Source organism: Dyadobacter sp. SRI_021, assembly GCF_057586235.1.
On sequence record NZ_JBYCZM010000002.1, the window covers coordinates 777652 to 798830 of the forward strand.

A 21179-nucleotide genomic window follows, 5' to 3' on the forward strand; every position below is an offset into this window, starting at 1 on the left:
AAAGACATAGATGAGACAGCTAAAGATCAGTAAGCAAATTACCAACCGTGAAAGTCAATCATTAGATAAATATTTGCAGGAGATCGGTAAGGTGGATTTGCTAACGCCGGATGAGGAGGTGACGTTAGCTCAGAAAATCAGGGACGGGGATCAGTTGGCTTTGGAACGTTTGACCAAAGCGAACCTTCGTTTCGTGGTGTCCGTTGCAAAGCAATATCAAAATCAAGGCTTGTCGTTGGGTGACCTGATCAACGAGGGTAACCTCGGTCTGATCAAGGCAGCACAGCGTTTTGACGAAACAAGAGGTTTTAAATTCATTTCTTACGCGGTTTGGTGGATTCGTCAATCGATCCTGCAAGCGTTGGCGGAGCAATCACGTATCGTACGTTTACCCCTCAACCGTGTAGGGTCACTGAATAAAATTTCAAAAACTTTCTCTGAGCTGGAACAGCGTTTTGAACGCGAGCCGTCGCCTGAGGAGTTGGCGGAAGTACTGGAAATTTCTTCTTCCGAAGTAGTGGATACCATGAAGATCTCCGGTCGCCACGTGTCCATGGACGCACCATTCGTACAAGGCGAAGAAAACAGCCTTTTGGACGTTCTGGAGAACGACCTGGAAGACAAACCGGATTCAGGCCTTGTAAACGAATCGCTCCGCAAAGAGGTACAACGCGCATTATGCACGCTTACCCAACGTGAAGCGGACGTAATCGCCCTGTATTTCGGCCTGAATGGCGAGCACGCGATGACTTTGGAAGAGATCGGGGAGAAGTTCAACCTCACCCGTGAGCGCGTGCGTCAGATCAAGGAAAAAGCGATCCGCAGATTGCGCCACGTTTCCAGAAGCAAAGCTTTGAAAACCTATTTGGGTTAATGCATATTGAGATGCAAACCTTCTAATTACTTAAATAGCCTCTTTCGGGAGGCTATTTTCATTTGTGATATGGCTATTTTACAACCTTTGATCGACATGGCCGAGATCTGCTACCGGCAAGGTATCCGGCACGTCGTAATTTCTCCCGGCTCGCGTAGCGCCGCACTTACGCTCGCATTCGCCCGTCATGGGGGCTTCCAGGCGCACGTGTGTATAGACGAGCGCTCGGCGGGCTTCATCGCACTCGGAATGGCACAACAAATCGATGCTCCGGTGGTTTTAATATGTACCTCGGGCAGCGCGGCCTATAACTTTGCTCCGGCCGTTTCTGAGGCATTTTTTCAGCAAATTCCGTTGCTAATACTCACCGCCGACCGACCGAAAGAATGGCAGCATCAATACGACGGCCAGACGATCTATCAAACAGGCATTTTCGGCCAGCATGTGAAGCGCTCCTTCGAAGTTTCGCCCGATTACCAGCATTCCGACGTTCAATGGGCGATCAACCGCATTACCAACGAAGCCATTAATCTGGCTTCCGTTGCACCAAACGGCCCCGTGCATATTAATGTGCCAATCCGCGAGCCGTTTTATCCGTCTGAAGGTGAGGGTTTCAACGCTTCTCGTGAGATTAGGGTTATCAAAAGACAGAAAAATGATATTGTATGGCCTCAAATATTCTGGGAAGAACTGCTGGATGAATGGGAAAGTGCCCCCAAAATCCTGATTGCAGGCGGTCAGAACAAGCCGGATGCTGCATTAAATGCAGTACTGAACCGTATTGCCGAAGAATGGCAAATCCCTGTACTAGGCGACTGCATTGCTAACCTTTCAGGAAAGGAGATCATCCGTCACCATGATCTGTTTCTGGGTAAAAAGAATGCCGAAAACCTCCGACCCGATCTGCTGATCACGTTCGGAATGTCGTTCCTTTCGAAGGAGTTCAAGCAGTTTATCCGCAAAAACCCGCCGAAATATCACTGGAATATTAGTGAAGATGCTTTCCTGGCCGATCCGTTTCAGTCGGTAACCCGGGATATTTCGGGAAAAGCAGTTTCATTGCTTGGAAATCTGTTTGAAAGGCTTGATTATCAGTCTTTTGTTGAGAATTCTGACTTGGCTCATGATACCGCATTTCACGCCCTTTGGCTCGAAAACGAGCGAAATGCTTGTCAAAAGAAGCATGAGGTCCTGCGAAATTTATCAATGTTCAGTGACTTAACTTTGTTAGATTTAATATTTAAGTTTATAAAAAGCAATTTTCAGTTACATATTGCCAATAGCATGTCTGTGCGATACGCCAATGTATTGGCCACTGAAAATGGATGGTCGGGTGTGTTTGCGAACCGAGGAACGAGCGGAATCGATGGCTGCGTAAGCACGGCCATCGGAGCGGCAAGAGTGAATGGTCAGCCGACTTTACTGATCGTAGGTGACGTGGCTTTCCTCTACGACCGCAACGGTCTGCTGCTCGATAACCTTCCGAAGAACCTGAAAATCGTTGTACTGAACAATGCCGGTGGGAATATCTTCCGGATGATCGACGGCCCGGGAAGTTTGCCGGAGCTGGAAACTTTTTTTGAAACGAGACATTCATTTTCCGCGCAACGCACCTGCGAGGATTCGGGAATTGCATATTTCCGCGTTTCCGAAGCAGAAGGTGCGGAGAATGTCATTCAGGAATTTCTGAATTTCGACGGGATCGCACTCCTGGAAGGGTTTACCGATCCCGTCGAAAATACAAGGGCCTGGAAAGCGCTTAAACGCGCGGCACATTAAGCGGACTAGCGGCAGTATTTAGCTGCCTCGGCTGTGGCCAGGGAGTCTTTCAGCACGACTCCCTGCTTCCATATCCTGCAAGCCTCTGCGGTATTTTTTTGGGCGAAATAAGCCTGTCCGGCCAACCCGTAGAGCATTTCCACAGGTTCGGCAATTTCGATGGCCTTATTGAAGGCATTCAGCGCCTCAGCGGCATTTCCTTTCTGTTGATAATAAATCCCAAGGTTACGCAGCGCATAACCGTTTTTCGGCAGCTTTTCCAGCGATTTTTCAATGAGTCCCCGGGCTTCCTCCGGTTTGCCGGTTTGCAGCAAAGCATAGGCCTTATTGTTGAGCGAATAGGGCTCCGCAGGGTCTCGGCCCAGCACCTGATCGAAATAGCCGATCGCTTGCGGCCATTGTTTGTTTCTGGAGGCAATGAGCCCGAGGTTGTTCAACGCTTGTGGCTGCGCGGGGTCCAGGGCCACGGCAGTTTCGAAGTCCAGTCGGGCCTCGTGATAGGAACCCATCCGGTAATACACGGCGCCGCGGTTTACATATGCTTCTACATTAGTCTTACTCAATTGCAGCGCCCGGTCGTACTCAGGGATGGCAAGCGATGAGCTGCCCTGTGCGTCGAGCAGGTTGCCCTTTATGAGATGGAAGCGGGTAGAGTCCCTGTATTCCTTTTCGATCTGTTCAAGATCGGCTTTGGCGTCGTTCAACCGGCCCAGATCGAGCGATGCTCCGGCCCGGACGAGATTTGCCTGTACCAATGAAGGATCGAGACGGATGGCTTCTGTCAAAACCTCATGCGCTTCATTCGTCCGCCCCAATTTCAATAAAGTTATCCCCTTGTTGAGATAGGCGTCTGAAAAATCTGCATTTTTGGCAATCGCTTCGTCGTATAGTCTCAGCGCTTCGGCATAGTTCTTTTGATTTAATGCCTGGTTGCCTTTCAGAAAGAAATCGGCAGCATCTTTTTTGCTCTGGCTTGTACAGTGAAATAGTATTAGTACTAAAAATAGTAGCTGAATTAAAGTATTGAATTTGAATAACATATAATTAGTAATAGTAAGAACACCAGTTATGAGGTACATCAAGGACATCCCTAACCCTCGCTACAAAATCGGTCTTTACCAATGGAACAGCAAGTACATTATCAAAATTGAATCTGGAATGTACGAGCAAACTTACAAAATCGATGATTATGAAGTTGCGTCGACCGACGAGCTTGAGGCCTGTATGGACGAAGCGTTCACGCAGGCAATCGCCGACCGTTTCGATGCCATGCACGCCGATTTCAATGGTACGCTGATACGCCACAATGTGCTTTTTTAGGCCAGACAGCGTATTTCCGACGCGCGCACGTATACGGTTTTAAGACGCTTTTCGTTAGATAGCAAACTATTTTAAGCGGTAAGTGAGGACCAAAATATTCTTTTGTCAGGATATGGCAGACCACAACAACTTAATTCAAAACTCCACCAACTCAGTATCTATGGTTTTTAAACGCAGCGCCTCCACCATCGGCATGTTTGTATGTGTAGGCGCGTCTTCCGTAGTAGCCCAGAATACGCTTAGTATTACGGAGCCGGAAGCACACTTTCGCAACGGCCTCGAATATTATGCAAAGTCCAATTACGTGGCGGCAAGGCAGGAATTCGGCGAGTTCCTGAACTCGCAGGATAAGTTGCTCAGTACAAGCGATTACAATAAGGTTACGGCCGAGTATTATGTAGCCGTAACGGGCCTTTATCTGAACTATCCCGAGGCCGAAGTGCAGGTTGACAGGTTTGTCAAAAACCATGCAGAACACCCCAAAGCACAACTTATTTACAGCGATTTGGGTAAATATTACTACGAAGCCGGCAACTACGAAAAGGCTATTACGTACCTCGAAAAGGCCGTAGATCTGCCGGGGGCAGGAGCGGGGAGGCTGGAAAGCACCTATCGGCTGGCGATGTCGTACTATAACACCAAGCAGCCTGATCTGGCGCTTCCATTATTCAATCAGGTAAAAAATGAGATCGGTTTCGAGAATGCGGGAGACGCTTCTTTCTATGCCGGGGTAATCAATTATCAGAAGAACAACTTCGAGGAAGCTTACCAGGATTTCAAGCGGATCGAAGAGCATCCTTATTATAAGAACGAAGCCCCTAACTGGATCATTTCTTCACTCTACCAGCTTAAAAAGTTTGACGAGCTCCTCGCGTACGGCGAACGCATCCTCGGCGCTCAGCGTGGTAATACCAAGCTGGACGATGTGGCATTGTATGTAGCAGAAGTCTATTACGAAAAAGGAGATTATGCTAATGCGGTGAAAGCTTACGAGCGCTACAAGCGCATGAGGCCCGGTGCGGTGCCGCCAACGGTTGCCCTGCATTATGGCCACGCACAGTTCCGCAGCAACAACTTCGAGGGTGCCATTGCCACCTTGAAGCCAGTTGGAAATGGCAAGGATTCTGTTTCGCAATACGCTTCATATATATTGGGAATCAGCAACTTAAAGACAACTAATTTAAGTAATGCTTTAACATCATTCGGTAATGCAGCTTCTTTAGACTTCAACCAGGTGGTGAAGGAAGAGGCAACTTATAACCATGCAAAAGTGCAGCTAGAACTCGGCAATAACCAGGATGCGGTAAAAGAGCTGAATAACTACATGGCTAAATACCCGGAAAGCAAGCATACCGAGGAAGCGACCGAATTAGTGGCCGAAGGATATGCCAGCGCGAGCAACAGTTCGGCGGCTATAAAGTACATTGAGGGCCTGAAATCGCGCAATACTAAAATTAATAGTACCTATCAGAGGCTTACTTACAACCAGGGCGTGACGGATTTCAATGCGCAGCGTTACGATCAGGCGATCGAGATGTTCGAGAAGTCGCTGAAATACCCGATCGATGTGGAGCTTTATAATTCGGCATCATTCTATAAAGCGGAATCAGTCTATGGTTTGAAGCGCGTGGATGAAGCTGCTGCGTTGTATAACCAGATCGCCAAGAACCCGAAAGCAGGCATTTATGCCAAGAAGAGCCTGTACGCTTTGGGATACATTTATTATAATCAGAAAAAGTACAGCCAGGCGTTGCCCTATTTCCGCGATTTTACGAATAACATCGAAGGAATGGAGGCGGATATGATCGAGGACGCGCATGCAAGGCTGGCTGACTGTTACCTCGCGGCTAAGAACTATAACGAAGCCATCCGCACTTATGAGCAGGTAGCAGCGAAAGGCAAAGTCGATAAGGATTACGCATTGTTTCAGAAAGCTCGCGCATACGTGTACATGAACCGCGAGGCGGAAGCAAAACGTCAGTTCGAATTGCTGATCAGTCAGTACCCGCAGTCGAAGCACCTGGATAATGCCTATTTCCAGCTCGCCGATATCGATTTTCAGAACCAGAGCTACTCAGCGGCGGTCAAGGGCTTCACCCGGATGATCAATGAAAAGCCGAAAAGCACCCTGATCCCGGCTGCATTGCTGCGTCGCGCCCAGTCGTATTATAACTTGCAGGTATACGAACAAGCCATCGTGGATTTCCGCAAGATCCTGACAGAATATTCTGATTCACCGTCTGCCGAAAGCGCGTTGGAAGGTATCCAGGAAAGCTATTCGGCAGTAGGACGCCCGGAAGAGTTCAACCAGGTGCTAGGAGTGGTGCGTAAAAACAACCCAGGCAACGAAAAACTGGAAGGCGTGGAGTTCGATAACGTACGTAACCTGTATTATGCAGAGAAGTACGACAATGCGATTACGGCATTGCAGGCTTTCCTGCAAAGTTATCCGGCCAGCAAGCACCAATATGATGCTACTTATTTCATCGCCTCATCCTACGACAAGACTAACCGCGTGAATGAAGCACTTCAATATTACAGTAAAGTAGTTCAACAAAACCGTTCGCAGTTCGTCGGCGCAGCGGCGCAGCGTTCGGCCGAGCTGGAAATCGGTCGCGGGAACTTTAATAATGCGGTAACCAACTTCCGTGTGCTTTCGCGCAATGCGGAAAACAAGAAGGACCAGGCTACTGCCTGGACGGGCCTGATGGATACTTATTTCACATTGAAAAGCTACGATTCGACGCTGTATTACGCGAAAGAGATCATCAACATGGGGAATGTCATTCCGGCCAGCCTTGGCAAGGCGCAGCTTTATCTCGGCAAAGTTCCGTACGAGAAAGGCGATTTGAAGAAAGCCGGTGAAGAGTTCAAGAAAATTTCGGCTTCCTCCAAGGATGAGTTCGGTGCGGAAGCAGCTTACTGGTCGGCCATGGTTCTTTATAAAGAGAAGAAATACAAGGAAGCGGAAACAGCCATTATCGAAATGGGGAAAAATTTCGAGGGATACGACTTCTGGCGCGCACGCTCGTTCATTCTGCTTGCGGATGTGTACGTGGGCATGAACGAGAAAGTTCAGGCGAAGGCGACGCTCAACTCCATTATCGAGAATTCCGATGATAAAGAGGCGGTTGAAATGGCCAAGGAGAAGTTGAACAAAATTGAAAAGTAACCCGTGAACACGGTTTCATTAAACAGAAAAACCCGTTACCATGACGCATTCCAAGATATTACGTTCCTCCCTGTTTTTGCTGGCGCTGGGTTTCTCTTCCCAGTTTGCCGTTGCGCAAAAAGGAGAGATTGAAAGCCAGACCTACGAAATTTTAAAGGATAAAAGCATAGAATTTGCCCCGGCTGACCGGGTTTTTGACAAGGTACAGCCTGTGAAGGGCGAAACCGGCAAAAAAAAGGTATCGTACCAGATTGTTGATCCGGAAATCAATATTGCTTCCCCGAAACTAACCCCGGCAGTAGCTGCGTCGTCGGACGAGCAGAGCCGCAAGGACGAGCCCGATGTGCTGAACAACTACGTGAAAGCGGGTGGCGGTAATTACGGTCGTTTCATGGGCGAGTTATTTGTTGGGGGGAGGCCGAAGGAGGACCTCGCGTATACCGTACAGTTGAAGCATCTTTCGGCAGCCAACGGACCGGTAGACGGTAAAAACTCGGCTAGTGCAGCCACTGGTTTCAAAATTGGCGGGAAATATATCCGTGAGAAATATAAAGTCGATGCAGGCTTCAATTTCGACCGCAAAAACTATTACTTCTATGGCTACAAGCCCCAGCCCGATGGTGTGGTAGTGGACCGTGACACGATCCGGCAGACGCTCAACCAGTTCGGGTTCAATCTGGGCTTTGAAAACACCGACGCTTCCGTACTGGTAGATTACTCCGTGAAAACGAGCCTGAACAGCCTGAAAGACCGCTACAATGCATCGGAAATAGACTGGGGGACTAACCTGACAGCCTCTGTGCCTATTTCGGAAACGTTCTTTGCATTGTTGGAAGCCGATGCCTACGTGTCACAGCGTGTCGATTACTTCACTTATAACCGTAACCTGTTCCGTGTTAAACCCACGTTCAAGTATGTGAACGACATCTTCTCTGTTTCGGCAGGTATTAATGCTGTTAACGAGACCGATAGCCAGCTGGATATTAACCGGACGAAGGCGTTTCCGGCCGTGAATCTCGATGTAACCCCTATTTCAGGCGTGCACATTTTTGCGGGCTGGAATGGCGATATCGTACGGAATACCCTGAAGAGTATGCTGAGCGAAAACCAATGGCTTGGACCCAACGTACTTGTGATGAATACCGAAAAAACTTCGGATATCAGTGCAGGTGTTAAAGGCGAGACCGGTACGGGCATTAACTACGAGGGCAAAGTGGCCTACACTTCCTACCGGAATTTTTACTCTTATAACAACTCGCTCTCGGACACCTCTCGTTTCTCGGCGATTTTCGATCCGGGTAAGACCAAGGTGTTGACGATTTCCGCCCAGGCCGGTTATAATTTTAATGAGTTGTTCAAAACATCGTTAAAGGCCAATTTTTTCGACTACGCCGTGGATAAGGTGGAAGAACCGTGGCACCGCCCGGACCTTACTTTGAACTGGTTCAATGCCCTTACCATCAGCAAAAAGCTCTTTGTAACGGCAGATTTTTATATGCTGAGAGGCTTGAAAGCGAAAAATTTTCAGACCGGAGAAGTGACCAAACTACCGGTGGTCGCGGATCTGAATCTTAAAATCGACTATCTGTTAACCAGGAACTTCTCTGCGTTTGTGAACCTGAACAACGTGTTGGGCAAGAACTACCAGCGGTATCAGTACTACCCTCAACAGGGCCTGAACTTTATTGCGGGATTGTCTTTTTCTTTTTAACTTCGCTCAGTTAACACCAAACTTTGCTTCATGATAGCAGTTGAAACAGTCATCCGGAAACTCATAGGAGAATACGAATTCGTGATCATTCCCGGCTTCGGTGCCTTGCTCTCGCATCAGGTACCGGCGGTTTATGATAGTAATTCGGGTATTTTCGCACCGCCTGTCAAAAGACTGGCGTTTAATGAGTATCTTAAACTGGATGATGGCTTGCTGGCGAACTATATCTCGCGTCACGAGAAAGTGACGCATGCGGATGCGGTGGAGTACATCAAAGGCTATACCGATCGGCTGAGATCCGGTCTCGATCTGAACGGGGAAGCGAGCATTGCAGGCATTGGCGAGTTCAAGCAGAATGTAGAAGGCAAGCTGGTATTCGAACCTAACACTGGTAAGTACTTTAAAGATGAGTGGTACGGCTTCGAGAAGATCAAGGCGGTTGTGGCACAGGCTCGTCCGGTTGCTGCATTAAATTCAGCACAATATATCAATGACGACGTTGAAGTGGTTGAACTGGAAACCGAAGTGCGGCCGCGTCGCTGGACGGGCTGGGCTGCCGCAGCGGTTATCGCAGGCCTACTTTGCGGATTGAGCTTTTTTCTGGTTAATACAGAGAACGAATATATCAAAAGCACGCTGAACCCATTCTCGGAGATGTTCAGCCATAAAGGCGCGGCTGAAACGACGGTAGTGAAGCATGAGGAAGCTGAGGCGCCGCAACCGGAAGCAGTCGTTGCAAAAGTAGATTCGATGACTGTTGATTCTGCTTCTGCAAAGGTTGAGCCAGTGGCTGCCGCACCGGCGCCTGCTGTTGCTGAAACAAAACCTGTGGAGATAACTTCGGCGAAGTTTTATGTGATAGCCGGGGCGTTCAAGGGCACAAAACAAGCAAATGTCTTGCTTGCTGAGCTAACAAAAAAGGGTTTTACAAAAGCATTAATCATTCCCGGCAATGAGCGGAGCAAAAAGGTAAAGGTTGCCATCGATGGCTTTGACAATGAAATTGATGCTTATCGTGCATCGAACGAACTGAAAAAAGTGATCGGCGAAGCAGGTTGGGTTTACAAGCAAAAATAGGGTTCTTAACCTGGAAATACAGAAAGGAGGTCAGCTGGCCTCCTTTTTTTGTTGCATACGTTTTTTACTACTTTTACGTTTTCCGAAAGAAAACCCATTTTTTGATAAATGATCACATTACAGGCAGAAGACCGGCAACGAATCGCAATTTCATGGGCGTGGTCCTTTGGGATTACCGCGGCTATGCTGGGCATATTCTTTTTCATCCGTCTTAGCTCATCACTTCCGAAAGTCGAACCCATGGAATTGTTCGTTGAAGTGAACTATGGTACCAGCAAAGTCGGTAGAGGGGACGTGCAAACATACAATAAGCCCAACGACAGCAAGGTAAGAGAGAACATGAAAGCGGATGCGGAAGAAGTCAAAAAGGTGAAATCGGTAGCTACACCGAAGCCGACACCTCCTACACCGCCTAAAATAGAGTCGCCAAAGCCCACAAAAACCGTCGCTGAGAAGCCTGCGATCACTTCGAAGGTAGAGAGCCCGGTGGAGGCTCCGGAGAAGACTGACGTGAAAAAATCGACGGGTAGTGAAAATGCTTCGGCACCTGTGTCAAAACCTGCTCCTGAAAAGGCCGTTAATAAAGACGCATTGTTCAGCAAATCGTCCGGCGCCAAATCGGGAAGCAATGGAACAAACGGCACGAAAACCGGCATCGGAGGCAACAACAATGGTGACGATGCGGAAGGTGTGGGCGATAAGGGATCCAAAACCGGTAGCCTTTTTGCCAAAACTTATAAAGGTGAAGGCGGCGGCGGCGGAACGAATGTGGGACTTAACCTGTCGGGTTGGAGCTGGTCCAGAAGACCGGTTGTAGACGATAATTCGGACGCTACGGGCGATATTACGTTCAAAATTACGGTCGACAGAAATGGTCGCGTGAAGAGCGTAATTACCCAGGCAACAACGGTCACGGATTACGCGGTAGTCAACAAATATAAAAACGCCGTCAGAGACCTCACTTTCGTTCCGAAGTCGGCTAATGTACCGGACGAATCGATTGGTACCATCACTTTTAAAATACGTTCACGTTAATACTTAAATGACATACCAGGAAACGATCGGATATCTGTACGACAGATTACCGGTTTTTCAGAATATCGGGGCCCGTGCTTTCAAGCCGGGCCTTCATACTACCAGGGAACTGTGTAAAGCACTGGGTGATCCGCAGGACAAATATCCCACCATACATGTCGCCGGCACGAACGGCAAGGGAAGCACATCGCATATGCTGGCGGCGATCCTGCAAGAATCGGGATACCGGGTGGGGCTGTATACTTCGCCTCATTTAAAGGACTTTCGTGAGCGCATACGGGTAAATGGCGTGTGTGTACCCGAGGAATTTATTATTGAATTTGTCGCCGGACAAAAATTTAACATTGATAGATTGTCTCCGTCGTTCTTTGAAGTGACTGTGGCGATGGCCTTTTCCTATTTTGAGAAGGCTCATGTGGATGTCGCGGTGATCGAGGTCGGTATGGGCGGCCGGCTGGATTCGACGAATGTGATCACGCCAGAACTGTCGGTTATTACCAATATTAGTTTCGATCATATGCAATTCCTGGGCGACACGCTGGGCAAAATTGCCGGCGAAAAAGCCGGGATTATCAAAAACAGGGTGCCGGTAGTAGTCAGTGAATACCAAAATGCAGAGATCGGTGATGTGATTACCGCAGCTGCCGAGGCGGCAAATGCGCCGTTGAGGTTTGCATCGAATGCATTTGAGGTGAAGGTTAACGACTTCTCAGAAGGTAAAATGCTTGTCGACGTGATAGAGAAGGCTTCTGGACGTACCGTTTCGAAAGGCCTGGCTACCGACCTGACCGGTTCGTACCAGTTGAATAACATCGCCGGGGTATGGGCTGCCAAAGATGTGCTCATTGCAAAAGGCTGGAAAATTACGGACGATGCCGTAAGAAGTGCGCTGCAATCCGTGAGGGCAATCACCGGGCTGAAAGGACGCTGGCAGCAGTTACGCCAAAATCCTGACGTTTATTGTGATACGGCACATAATACCGCAGGTCTCACCATCACTTTGGCTCAATTCGACACGGTCTGCAAGGGGCGGAAGCGGTTTGTCGTCGGTTTTGTTGGCGATAAGGACATTTCGACGATGTTGTCGCTTTTTCCAAAGGACGCGGATTATTACTTCTGCGCGCCTTCCAATATGCGGGCATTAAAGGCGGAAGAATTGCAGTCCACGGCGCTCGAACACGGTTTGATTGGGAAGACCTTCGGAAATGTGAACGAAGCGCTTGAAGACGCTATCAAGGATTCCGCGCCGACAGATGCAATTTACGTTGGCGGTAGTACCTTTGTAGTCGCAGATATTGAAAGTTTATAGAGCATACAAGTATAATGGCAAGAAGAAAGTTACATCATTACAGGTTCAGTGAGCAGGCAGAGAATGTAGTTCAGGCGGGAAAACCACTTTACTCGGAAATAAAAGGAAATTGGAATAAACTGTATTTTAATAACGAAAGCCCGATTGTAGCGGAACTGGCGTGCGGTAAGGGAGAATACACGATCGGATTGGGCAAGAAATTTCCGGAAAAGAACTTTATCGGCGTCGATATCAAAGGCGACCGGATCGCTCGGGGCAGCGCATTGGCCACGGAACAGAACTTATCGAACGTCGCTTTCCTCCGGGCAGGCATTCAATATTCGGAAGAGTTCTTCGGGGAAGGTGAATTGAGCGAAATATGGCTCGTTCATCCCGACCCGCAGGTGCGGGACCGCAACGAGAAGTATCGGCTCACCAATCCCAGTTTTCTGGCCAAATATGCGTCGTTTTTGAAAGAGGGAGGCATGTTCTTTCTCAAAACAGACAGTGATTTCTTGTACGAGTACACTCTTCAGACACTCGCTGATGCGCCTAATTTCCGCATTATTGAACATACCTACGACTTGTATCAGTCGCATTTGCTGGACGAGCATCACGGCGTTCGCACGCATTATGAAGGTATTTTCACGGCGAAGGGATATACCATCAAATACATTAAAGCGGAGCTTGTCTAAAAAGATCTGCAAAGAAAAACGGCCCGTTCCAGCATTTGCCGGAACGGGCCGTTTTTGTATTAAAGTATGTTATTACTTCTGGATCAAGCCAGCGAAGTAGTAAACGGTTCTTACAAGCTGAGACACGTAAGACATTTCGTTGTCATACCATGAAACAGTTCTAACAAGCTGAACGTCACCTACTTTCTGAACGCGGGTCTGCGTTGCATCGAACAGTGAGCCGTAGTTGATACCGATGATATCGCTGCTGACGATTTCGTCTTCTGTATAGCCGTAGCTTTCGTTAGCGGCAGCTTTCATAGCAGCATTGATCTCTTCTACGGTAGTTTCGCGGCCTAGAACAACGGTCAATTCAGTCAATGAACCAGTTAATGTAGGAACGCGCTGAGCAGAGCCATCCAGTTTACCTTTCAATGAAGGCAATACGAGACCGATTGCTTTTGCAGCACCAGTGCTGTTAGGTACGATATTCTGAGCAGCAGCTCTCGCTCTTCTCAAATCACCTTTTGGGTGTGGAGCATCCTGCGTGTTCTGGTCGTTGGTATAAGCGTGGATGGTTGTCATCAAGCCGTTTACGATACCAAATTTCTCTTCCAGGACCTGCGCCATTGGAGCAAGACAGTTTGTAGTACAGGAGGCACCGCTGATAATCGTTTCAGAACCATCAAGGATGTTATGGTTAACGTTGAAAACGATTGTTTTGAGGTCGCCGGTAGCGGGAGCGGAGATAACCACTTTTTTAGCACCCGCTTTGATGTGTGCGCTCGCAGATTCTGCGCTGGTAAAGAAACCAGTACATTCAAGAACTACATCAACATCGTGCTGTGCCCAGGGAATTTGTGAAGGGTCACGTTGCGCATAGATCACGATGTTTTCGCCATTTACAACAACTGAGTTGTCAGTAGACTTAACGTCCGCGTCGAAACGTCCTTGTGCTGTATCGTATTTGAGAAGGTGTGCTAACACTTTTGGACTTGTCAAATCATTGATGGCTACGATGTCGATGCCCTCCATGTTATAGATTTGACGGTAAACAAGGCGACCGATGCGGCCAAATCCGTTGATTGCAACTTTTACTTTTGACATATCGAGGTAGATTGGTTATTTCAGCCGCAATATTAATAAAAATGTATGCGGATGAAAAGTATTGGACAGAAATATAAGAAACTAGGCAATTGAATGGTTGATTGATATTGAATTTAGCAAATTAGAATGAAAATTCCTATATTTTTGGCAATATATATTATCTCACTTGCTAAAATAGATGGTAATCCGGGGTTACTCTGCTTTTTACTTATCTCTTTGATCCTGCACTAATAACCTATTATATTGCATTGTGGTTCCGTTCAACTTAGCTATTTCTCTCGCGTTTAACCCTGGTAGTTAAATGCAAATATTATTTACTGTTTTATGATATAACTGTTTGATAACCAACGTATTAAATACTTTTTATTAACTCTATACTTTAACATGAATTTTACCGAACAAATTGAAAATTACTGGGCAAACCGGGAATTATTAAAAGAAGAATCAGCAAAGAATTTTATTCGCGATATTATTGAGGAGGTAGACAAAGGAAGATTGCGCGTGGCCGAACCGGATGCTAATGGGGGATGGATCGTTAATGAAGCGCTAAAAAAAGCGATTATTCTATACTTCCCAATTCAACAAATGCACGTTAGCGAAGTTGGCATTTTCGAATACCACGATAAAATGAAACTAAAATCGGGTTACGAGCAACTTGGCGTGAGGGTAGTGCCGCCGGCTGTGGCCAGATATGGTGCCTATATTTCAAAAGGGGTTGTACTAATGCCGTCGTATGTGAACATCGGTGCCTACATCGACGAAGGTACAATGGTCGACACCTGGGCGACTGTCGGGAGTTGCGCGCAGATCGGCAAGAATGTCCACCTCAGCGGCGGAGTAGGAATAGGAGGGGTGCTCGAACCGGTTCAAGCGGCTCCCGTTATCATCGAAGATGGCGCATTCATTGGCTCACGTTGTATCGTTGTAGAAGGTGCCCGCGTTGGAAAAAGAGCCGTTTTAGGCGCAGGAGTAACGATTACAGGAAGCTCTAAAATCATTGACGTGACCGGCAGCGAACCCGTAGAATATAAAGGATATGTACCAGAAGACTCCGTAGTGATCCCCGGAACACTACCCAAAGAGTTTGCCGCGGGGACCTATCATGTACCTTGTGCATTGATCATCGGTAAGCGTAAACCGAGCACAGACCTTAAAACTTCCCTCAACGACGCACTGCGCGACAATAGCGTAGCGGTGTAGTTCCCCCGAAAGAAATCCGAATATCGAAATCTGAGTGCGGCATGAACCATCGTGTCGCACTTATTTTTTTTCAATCTAACTATTTACAAGTATATACCCAACCTCATAACTTTCGATTTATATTTAGCAATTATGATAATTTAATTTATTAAACAATAATATTTTCATTAATTTACATAAATGCACTTGTTGGTTAGATTTTGTAGTTTATATTTGTAACATCAATTACAGGCTACGATATGGACCTCACTGAAAAGATTAAACAGATACTGATTGACAAAAATATCACCCCTTCGCTTTTTGCCGATGAGATAGGGATACAGCGATCCAGTATGTCGCATATACTTGCTGGTAGGAATAAGCCGAGTCTGGATATGGTGCAGAAAATTGTTAAGCGCTTTCCGGACCTGGGCATCAATTGGATCCTGGATGACGAACCACTGCCGGTAACGGCCCCCGCGGCGATTCACGAACCCGCCTTAGAATCGCGTAAAAAGACAGTCCCTGCTCCACAGCCCACACAGCCGAATGTCGTTAAGGAAAAACCGGTTATTTTACCGGAGAAAAAGATCGAAAAAGTGCTTATTTTTTACTCTGATGGCACTTTTCAGGAATTTAAACAAGGATAGTAAAACGCGAAAACAAATTTCAATAATCCGCAAGAGCAGCTCTCCGCGCTCATTTTAGGCTCATGTTCGCTTGATGCCGGTCAACGGCATCGAAAATTCGGACGTATCACTATCACCGTCACTTCACTGCCAAAGGAGGCACCGACTCTACAACTGTGTCTCACCAGTTTAAGGTGCTGTTAATTTCCTACTGCCGGGTCAACGATAATTTAATTGTGTCCTGCTCACAATTTTGATAGCATACCGGACAGCACAGGATAGTATGGAATTCAAATACCGATACTATTGCGAAATGATATAATTCAAATCATTAATTGTACATATCAAACATAAAAATTGATATGTACTTCAAGGTCAAACATTCTGTCTCCCGGCAATATGTTTGAATTTTATTATTCCGTTCCGGCCACTCCGGCCAATATGTTCCACTTAAAGCGGCTGCCTATGGAAAGACCCAAAGTATAAACCCCATTTTACTTATTTAATTACTATTCCAATCCTGAACGTATGAATCAATCTCGACAATTAAGATTCAATACCAGGCTGCGTCCGCTGCGAAAGCTGATGCTGGGCCAGGTATTGTTCGGTGTTGCACTTGCTGGCGTCTACCACGCCCCGGCTGCGGCAGCCCTAACGAAGAACCCGGTTCTGGTGACCGTCGACCGGTCACTGGGTGGGAAAGTTACCGATGAAAATGGCGCCGGGCTCCCGGGTGTAAGTATCATTGTGAAAGGTTCCAGTACCGGGACCGTAACGGATACCGAAGGCCGTTACTCCATCAATGTACCCGAGACAGGCAGTCCTGTTTTAGTTTTCTCTTTTGTCGGGTACGTACCAAAAGAGATTACAGTGGGAAATCAGACGTCTTTGGACGTTCAATTAGCCGTGGACAATAAAGCATTGGAAGAAGTAGTGGTGGTGGGTTATGGTACCCAACGCAAGCGCGATATTACTTCTGCGGTATCCAATATTAACATCGAAGATATCGGTGAAGTCCCCAAGTCCAACGTCACACGGATGATCCAGGGACAAGCGCCAGGGGTGATCATCAAACAGAAGAGCGGTACGCCGGGCCAGCAATTCGAGGTGAAGGTACGGGGCATCAGCTCCCTCGGGGCTGGCAGCGACCCGTTGTATGTCATCGACGGGTTCCCTGTGGGCATCTCGGTAGGCCAAAACCTGAATCCCAACGATATTGAAACTATTACCGTTTTGAAAGACGCTGCTTCAACCGCCATTTACGGCGCACGCGGTTCCAATGGCGTGGTACTGATTACGACGAAATCGGCCAAGGAAGGCAAAACAAATCTAAACGTTTCCATCGACTATGGCGTGCAGAATGTTCCGGATTCCAGAAAAACCAAAGTGCTGAACGGCAAGGACTTCGCACAGTTCAAGAAAGAGGTATTCATCGGCCGCTTCGTGCTGGATAAGAAAAGACAGCCCACCAATGAAGAAATACCGATCGACTTCCGCAATCCGGAGGACACCAAGTATTCAACCAACTGGTTTGACCTGATTTTGCACAACAATGCGCCTTATACGGACGTAAACGTGTCGCTATCGTCAGGAAAAGGACCGATCAAATCGATGGTTTCGATAGGCTATTATAAAGAGGACGGTGCGCTGAAATACACCGATTACGACCGTGCGTCAGTCCGCACCAACCTGGCCGGGGACATCAACAAATACATTTCAATGGGTGTCAACATCGCCGGAAGCTACTCGCGGTCAAGCCTCGCAGCGACGGATGGCCGCAGCGCATTGGTGGGCCTTACGCTCATCAGCGACCCGCGGTATCCTGCCTATGATCAGAAGGGCGAGCTGATCCCGTATTACAATGGGGTAGGTGATATTTTCGGCTTTCCGAATCCGTTATACTTGCTGAAAAACATCGACCGAGACCGGAACATCGCCGATGTGCTCGCAAACGGCTATATTGATTTCAATATTGCTAAGGGACTGAAATTCAGAACGTCCGTCAATGCAAAGATCAACTACAACAAATACAAGGAATACGTGCCCTCGACGATCGGCCTGGCAATCGCCACGGGGTCTAATGGTGCGCCTCCCCGTCTTGCCACTGAGCGCGACGACGCCGAAGAGCTCAAAAACTACACGGCTGATCAGCTGCTTACCTACAATGTTAATTTCGGGGAAAATCACCACCTGGATGCAATGCTGGGTTACACCGCGCAACAGGAGGTCGTAAAAGGACTGTATGGTTCGGGTAATACGTTCCCTGACGACCTTGCGCCGTTCCTGGGCAACGCCACCATCCGCTCTTCATTTTCCATGGAGCGCAAATGGACAATGCTGGCCTACCTGGCCCGCCTAAACTACTCGTTCAAAGATCGTTATCTATTCTCGGCATCATTCCGCAGAGAGGGCAGCTCACGGTTCAGTGAAGGGCACCAGTTCGGCAACTTCCCGGCGGTATCCGTAGGTTGGAGACTTTCAGAGGAATCATTTATTCCAAAAATGGCGTGGCTGACCGACCTGAAAGTACGCGGAAGCTGGGGGATGACGGGCAATAATACCTACCAGGTGAGTGCCAATAATAACTTCGGTACTGCACAGAACGCCGGTGACGACGGTAACTACGCCAGCCTCGCGTTCCTGACTTTGAACAATTATGTCTTCAACAACTCGTTATCGATCGGCAAGACAGTAAACCGCTTTGCCAACCCGGAGCTGACTTGGGAAAAATCCAATCAGTTGAACATTGGACTTGACCTGGCAACTTTCAACAACCGTCTCGTATTTACTGCCGAGTACTACAAAAAAATCACGGATGACATGCTGCTGGGTTACAATATTCCGGCAGTTTCAGGCTTCACTTCGACCCTGAAAAATCTCGGTAAAGTCCAGAACCAGGGGGTGGAACTTGCGGCAAGCTATCGGATGAAAATCGGTCAGGTTAATTTCAGGACCAATGCGAACATCACTTTCAACCGGAGTAAGATCCTCGCCATCCGCGGGCAAAATGACTTTATTCTGCAGGGAAGCCAGTATGGCGGTTATAACATTCAGCAGGTAGGCCGGCCCATCGGTATGATTTTCGGTTACAAAAAGTTGGGAATCTTCAACACGCAGGCGGAGATCGATGCTTCTCCATTGCAGGAAGGCGCCGTGCCGGGCGCTATGAAATTCGCTGATTTGCATGGTGCTCCCGACGGCGGCCCCGACGGCATCGTTTCCTACGATACCAAAGATATGACCGAGATCGGCAACCCTAACCCAAAATTCAACTGGGGATGGACTGTCGGGATTGACTACAAGCGCTTCGATGTGAATGTATTGCTGATGGGCGCCCATAAATTCGACATTTACCGGAATATCGAAGCTTCGACGATGAATATGGATGGTGTTTTCAACGTGCTGGAAAAAGCGAAAGACCGGTGGCGGTCACCCGAAAACCCGGGTTCGAATCCTAATGCCATGAATTCGCAGGGAGGTACCGACTACTTCAAATGGTCACGCGAAAGCAGCGAGCGGTATGTGTATGACGGAAGCCACACTTGGATTAAAAACGTCACAATCGGCTACACGCTTCCCAAAGTGGATGGCATTCTGTCCGACGCACGTATCTTCATTAACGCGGCCAACCTGCTACTCATCACGAAGTATCCGGGCAACAACCCCGATGCAGGTGTTCGCGGTGGAACGGAGCTCAACAACGATGACGAGTCGTATCCGGTACCCAGAACGTTCTCGGCAGGTATTAAAGTTAACTTCTAATAATGACGAAGATGAAAAAAGCAACGATACTCGGAATCGCTCTGGCTATGTGCCTGTCGTCATGCAGCGAAGATTTCCTCAACCAGACCGACCCTACGAAGGTAGAAGTCGATTTGTTTTATAAAAATGAAGAGCAGGTAAAACAGGCCGTCAGCGGCGTTTACAGCCAGATTCAGGCATTGACTAACACCGCCTATTTATTTGGTGAATTTCAAACGGACAATACAACCATTGACCTGAACCCTTCCGATCGCGGCGGGGCGGGCGGCTGGGAAGCATTTGAATTTGCGACTGTAAACTCAGGCAACGGCGAAATCGCCAACTTATGGAACGGTTACTACGCAGCCATGTACAACTGTAACCTGACGCTCGAAAAAATGGTAAACGCCACGATGAGCGAAAATAGCCGTAAGGAGGCCGAAGGACAACTCAAATTCCTGCGTGCCTACATGTACTTCAACCTGGTCCAGTATTTCGGCGATGTTATCATCGTCACTTCCACGCTGGAAATTCCCGACCCCGCATTTGAACTTGTACGATCGCCTCAGGCCGACGTATGGGCGCAAATCGAGAAAGACCTGAAAGAAGCGGCCGCCGCTCTTCCTGCGAAATATGCTGCCGCGGGCGATCTGGGCCGTGCTACGAAAGGGGCTGCATTGAGTCTACTGGGCAAGTCCTACCTGACGCAGAAAAAGTACGCCGACGCGATCACGACGCTGAAAGAGGTAACGACGCTCGGATATGCGTTGAATGCGAACTATGCCGACAACTATAACATCTCGAAGAAAAACGGCATAGAATCGATCTTCGAAATCCAGTACCAGGGTGATAACGACCTCGGCGAGTGGAGCAATTTCGAATATGTCTTTGCACCAAGGGTTTCGAAAGGGGCGGTGACGGGCTTCGCGGCGGGATCAAACGGCGGCCGTAATATTCCCACCAACGACATTATGGCGGCTTATGAAAAAGGGGACTTGAGGAAAGATATCTCTCTGAGACCTAATTTCAAGCTGGATACAACCACCTATCAGGTGCCTTACATTGTCAAATACAACTACCCGCACACGATTGTAAACCGTACCAATTCCAATTGGCCGGTCATACGTTATGCCGATGTCCTGCTGATGCTGGCGGAATCGATCAACGAGCAATCCGGCCCGAATGCGGAAGCACTTGGCTACCTCAACCAGATCCGGAAACGCGCAGGCCTCGCGGATCTCGCGATCGCGGATAAAACGGCGTTTAGAACGGCTGTTTTGAAAGAACGCCGATTGGAGCTGGCATTCGAAAATCACCGCTGGTTTGATTTGAAAAGGACTAAAACACCTGCTGAATGGGCGGCCTTTATGAATGCACACGGTGCGCAGGAACGCGCGAAACCCACTGTGGCACGAGGAAACGTACCGTTTAACTCGACAGACTATGTCTACACCGAGAATGAGTACTTCCTGCCGCTACCGGCACCGCAAATTCTGATCAACCCGAAACTGACTCAGAATCCGGGCTATTGATCGATTGGAATGTTAACCATGCACAGGAGGGACATTCAATATGTCTCTCCTGTTAAATTTT

At 48.1% G+C, this 21179-nt stretch carries 15 protein-coding genes; 13 read left to right on the plus strand and 2 right to left on the minus strand.

What is annotated here, in order from left to right:
* Positions 1-10: 10 nt before the first annotated feature.
* Positions 11-874, plus strand: a complete 864-nt coding sequence (locus AC2YIT_RS08605; protein WP_015810559.1) for a sigma-70 family RNA polymerase sigma factor — start codon at positions 11-13, stop codon at positions 872-874.
* Between the two features lie 69 nt (positions 875-943).
* The gene (gene menD / locus AC2YIT_RS08610) at positions 944-2653 is read left to right on the plus strand and encodes a 2-succinyl-5-enolpyruvyl-6-hydroxy-3-cyclohexene-1-carboxylic-acid synthase (RefSeq protein WP_487278907.1); all 1710 of its coding nucleotides are present in this window, start codon (positions 944-946) and stop codon (positions 2651-2653) included.
* A gap of 5 nt (positions 2654-2658) precedes the next feature.
* On the opposite strand, the gene AC2YIT_RS08615 is transcribed toward menD, so the two are convergent.
* The gene (locus tag AC2YIT_RS08615; RefSeq protein WP_487278908.1) at positions 2659-3693 is read right to left on the minus strand and encodes a tetratricopeptide repeat protein; all 1035 of its coding nucleotides are present in this window, start codon (positions 3691-3693) and stop codon (positions 2659-2661) included.
* Positions 3694-3721: 28 nt separating this feature from the next.
* Here AC2YIT_RS08615 and AC2YIT_RS08620 point away from each other — a divergent pair, with 28 nt between their 5' ends.
* From AC2YIT_RS08620 to trmB, 7 genes are all read left to right on the plus strand, one after another.
* On the plus strand, positions 3722-3973 hold the full coding sequence (locus AC2YIT_RS08620; RefSeq protein WP_487278909.1) for a hypothetical protein: 252 nt from the start codon (positions 3722-3724) through the stop codon (positions 3971-3973).
* A gap of 160 nt (positions 3974-4133) precedes the next feature.
* A complete protein-coding gene (locus AC2YIT_RS08625; protein ID WP_487278910.1) occupies positions 4134-7145 on the plus strand; it encodes a tetratricopeptide repeat protein in 3012 nt (1003 codons plus the stop codon).
* A 40-nt stretch (positions 7146-7185) separates the two neighbouring features.
* The gene (locus AC2YIT_RS08630; RefSeq protein WP_487278911.1) at positions 7186-8856 is read left to right on the plus strand and encodes a TonB-dependent receptor; all 1671 of its coding nucleotides are present in this window, start codon (positions 7186-7188) and stop codon (positions 8854-8856) included.
* A 30-nt stretch (positions 8857-8886) separates the two neighbouring features.
* Positions 8887-9933, plus strand: coding sequence for an HU domain-containing protein (locus AC2YIT_RS08635; protein ID WP_487278912.1), 1047 nt, complete (start codon positions 8887-8889; stop codon positions 9931-9933).
* Positions 9934-10041: 108 nt separating this feature from the next.
* Complete coding sequence (locus AC2YIT_RS08640) at positions 10042-10968, plus strand: hypothetical protein (protein WP_430848417.1); 927 nt, start codon at positions 10042-10044, stop codon at positions 10966-10968.
* A gap of 7 nt (positions 10969-10975) precedes the next feature.
* A complete protein-coding gene (locus AC2YIT_RS08645) occupies positions 10976-12277 on the plus strand; it encodes a bifunctional folylpolyglutamate synthase/dihydrofolate synthase (protein WP_487278913.1) in 1302 nt (433 codons plus the stop codon).
* Between the two features lie 14 nt (positions 12278-12291).
* On the plus strand, positions 12292-12951 hold the full coding sequence (trmB, locus tag AC2YIT_RS08650; protein ID WP_487278914.1) for a tRNA (guanosine(46)-N7)-methyltransferase TrmB: 660 nt from the start codon (positions 12292-12294) through the stop codon (positions 12949-12951).
* 72 nt (positions 12952-13023) lie between these two features.
* On the opposite strand, the gene gap is transcribed toward trmB, so the two are convergent.
* On the minus strand, positions 13024-14037 hold the full coding sequence (gap, locus tag AC2YIT_RS08655) for a type I glyceraldehyde-3-phosphate dehydrogenase (RefSeq protein ID WP_430848423.1): 1014 nt from the start codon (positions 14035-14037) through the stop codon (positions 13024-13026).
* Positions 14038-14421: 384 nt separating this feature from the next.
* Between gap and AC2YIT_RS08660 the strand changes: the two genes are divergently transcribed.
* The 4 genes from AC2YIT_RS08660 to AC2YIT_RS08675 all read left to right on the plus strand — a co-directional run bounded on the left by AC2YIT_RS08660 (position 14422) and on the right by AC2YIT_RS08675 (position 21118).
* On the plus strand, positions 14422-15237 hold the full coding sequence (locus AC2YIT_RS08660) for a 2,3,4,5-tetrahydropyridine-2,6-dicarboxylate N-succinyltransferase (protein ID WP_223409647.1): 816 nt from the start codon (positions 14422-14424) through the stop codon (positions 15235-15237).
* A 239-nt stretch (positions 15238-15476) separates the two neighbouring features.
* Positions 15477-15866, plus strand: coding sequence for a helix-turn-helix transcriptional regulator (locus AC2YIT_RS08665; protein WP_430848425.1), 390 nt, complete (start codon positions 15477-15479; stop codon positions 15864-15866).
* A gap of 507 nt (positions 15867-16373) precedes the next feature.
* Positions 16374-19607 carry a SusC/RagA family TonB-linked outer membrane protein gene (locus AC2YIT_RS08670; protein ID WP_487278915.1) on the plus strand — a complete coding sequence of 1078 codons (3234 nt, stop codon included), beginning with the start codon at positions 16374-16376 and terminating at the stop codon, positions 19605-19607.
* 11 nt (positions 19608-19618) lie between these two features.
* A complete protein-coding gene (locus AC2YIT_RS08675) occupies positions 19619-21118 on the plus strand; it encodes a RagB/SusD family nutrient uptake outer membrane protein (protein ID WP_430848429.1) in 1500 nt (499 codons plus the stop codon).
* Positions 21119-21179 lie beyond the last annotated feature (61 nt).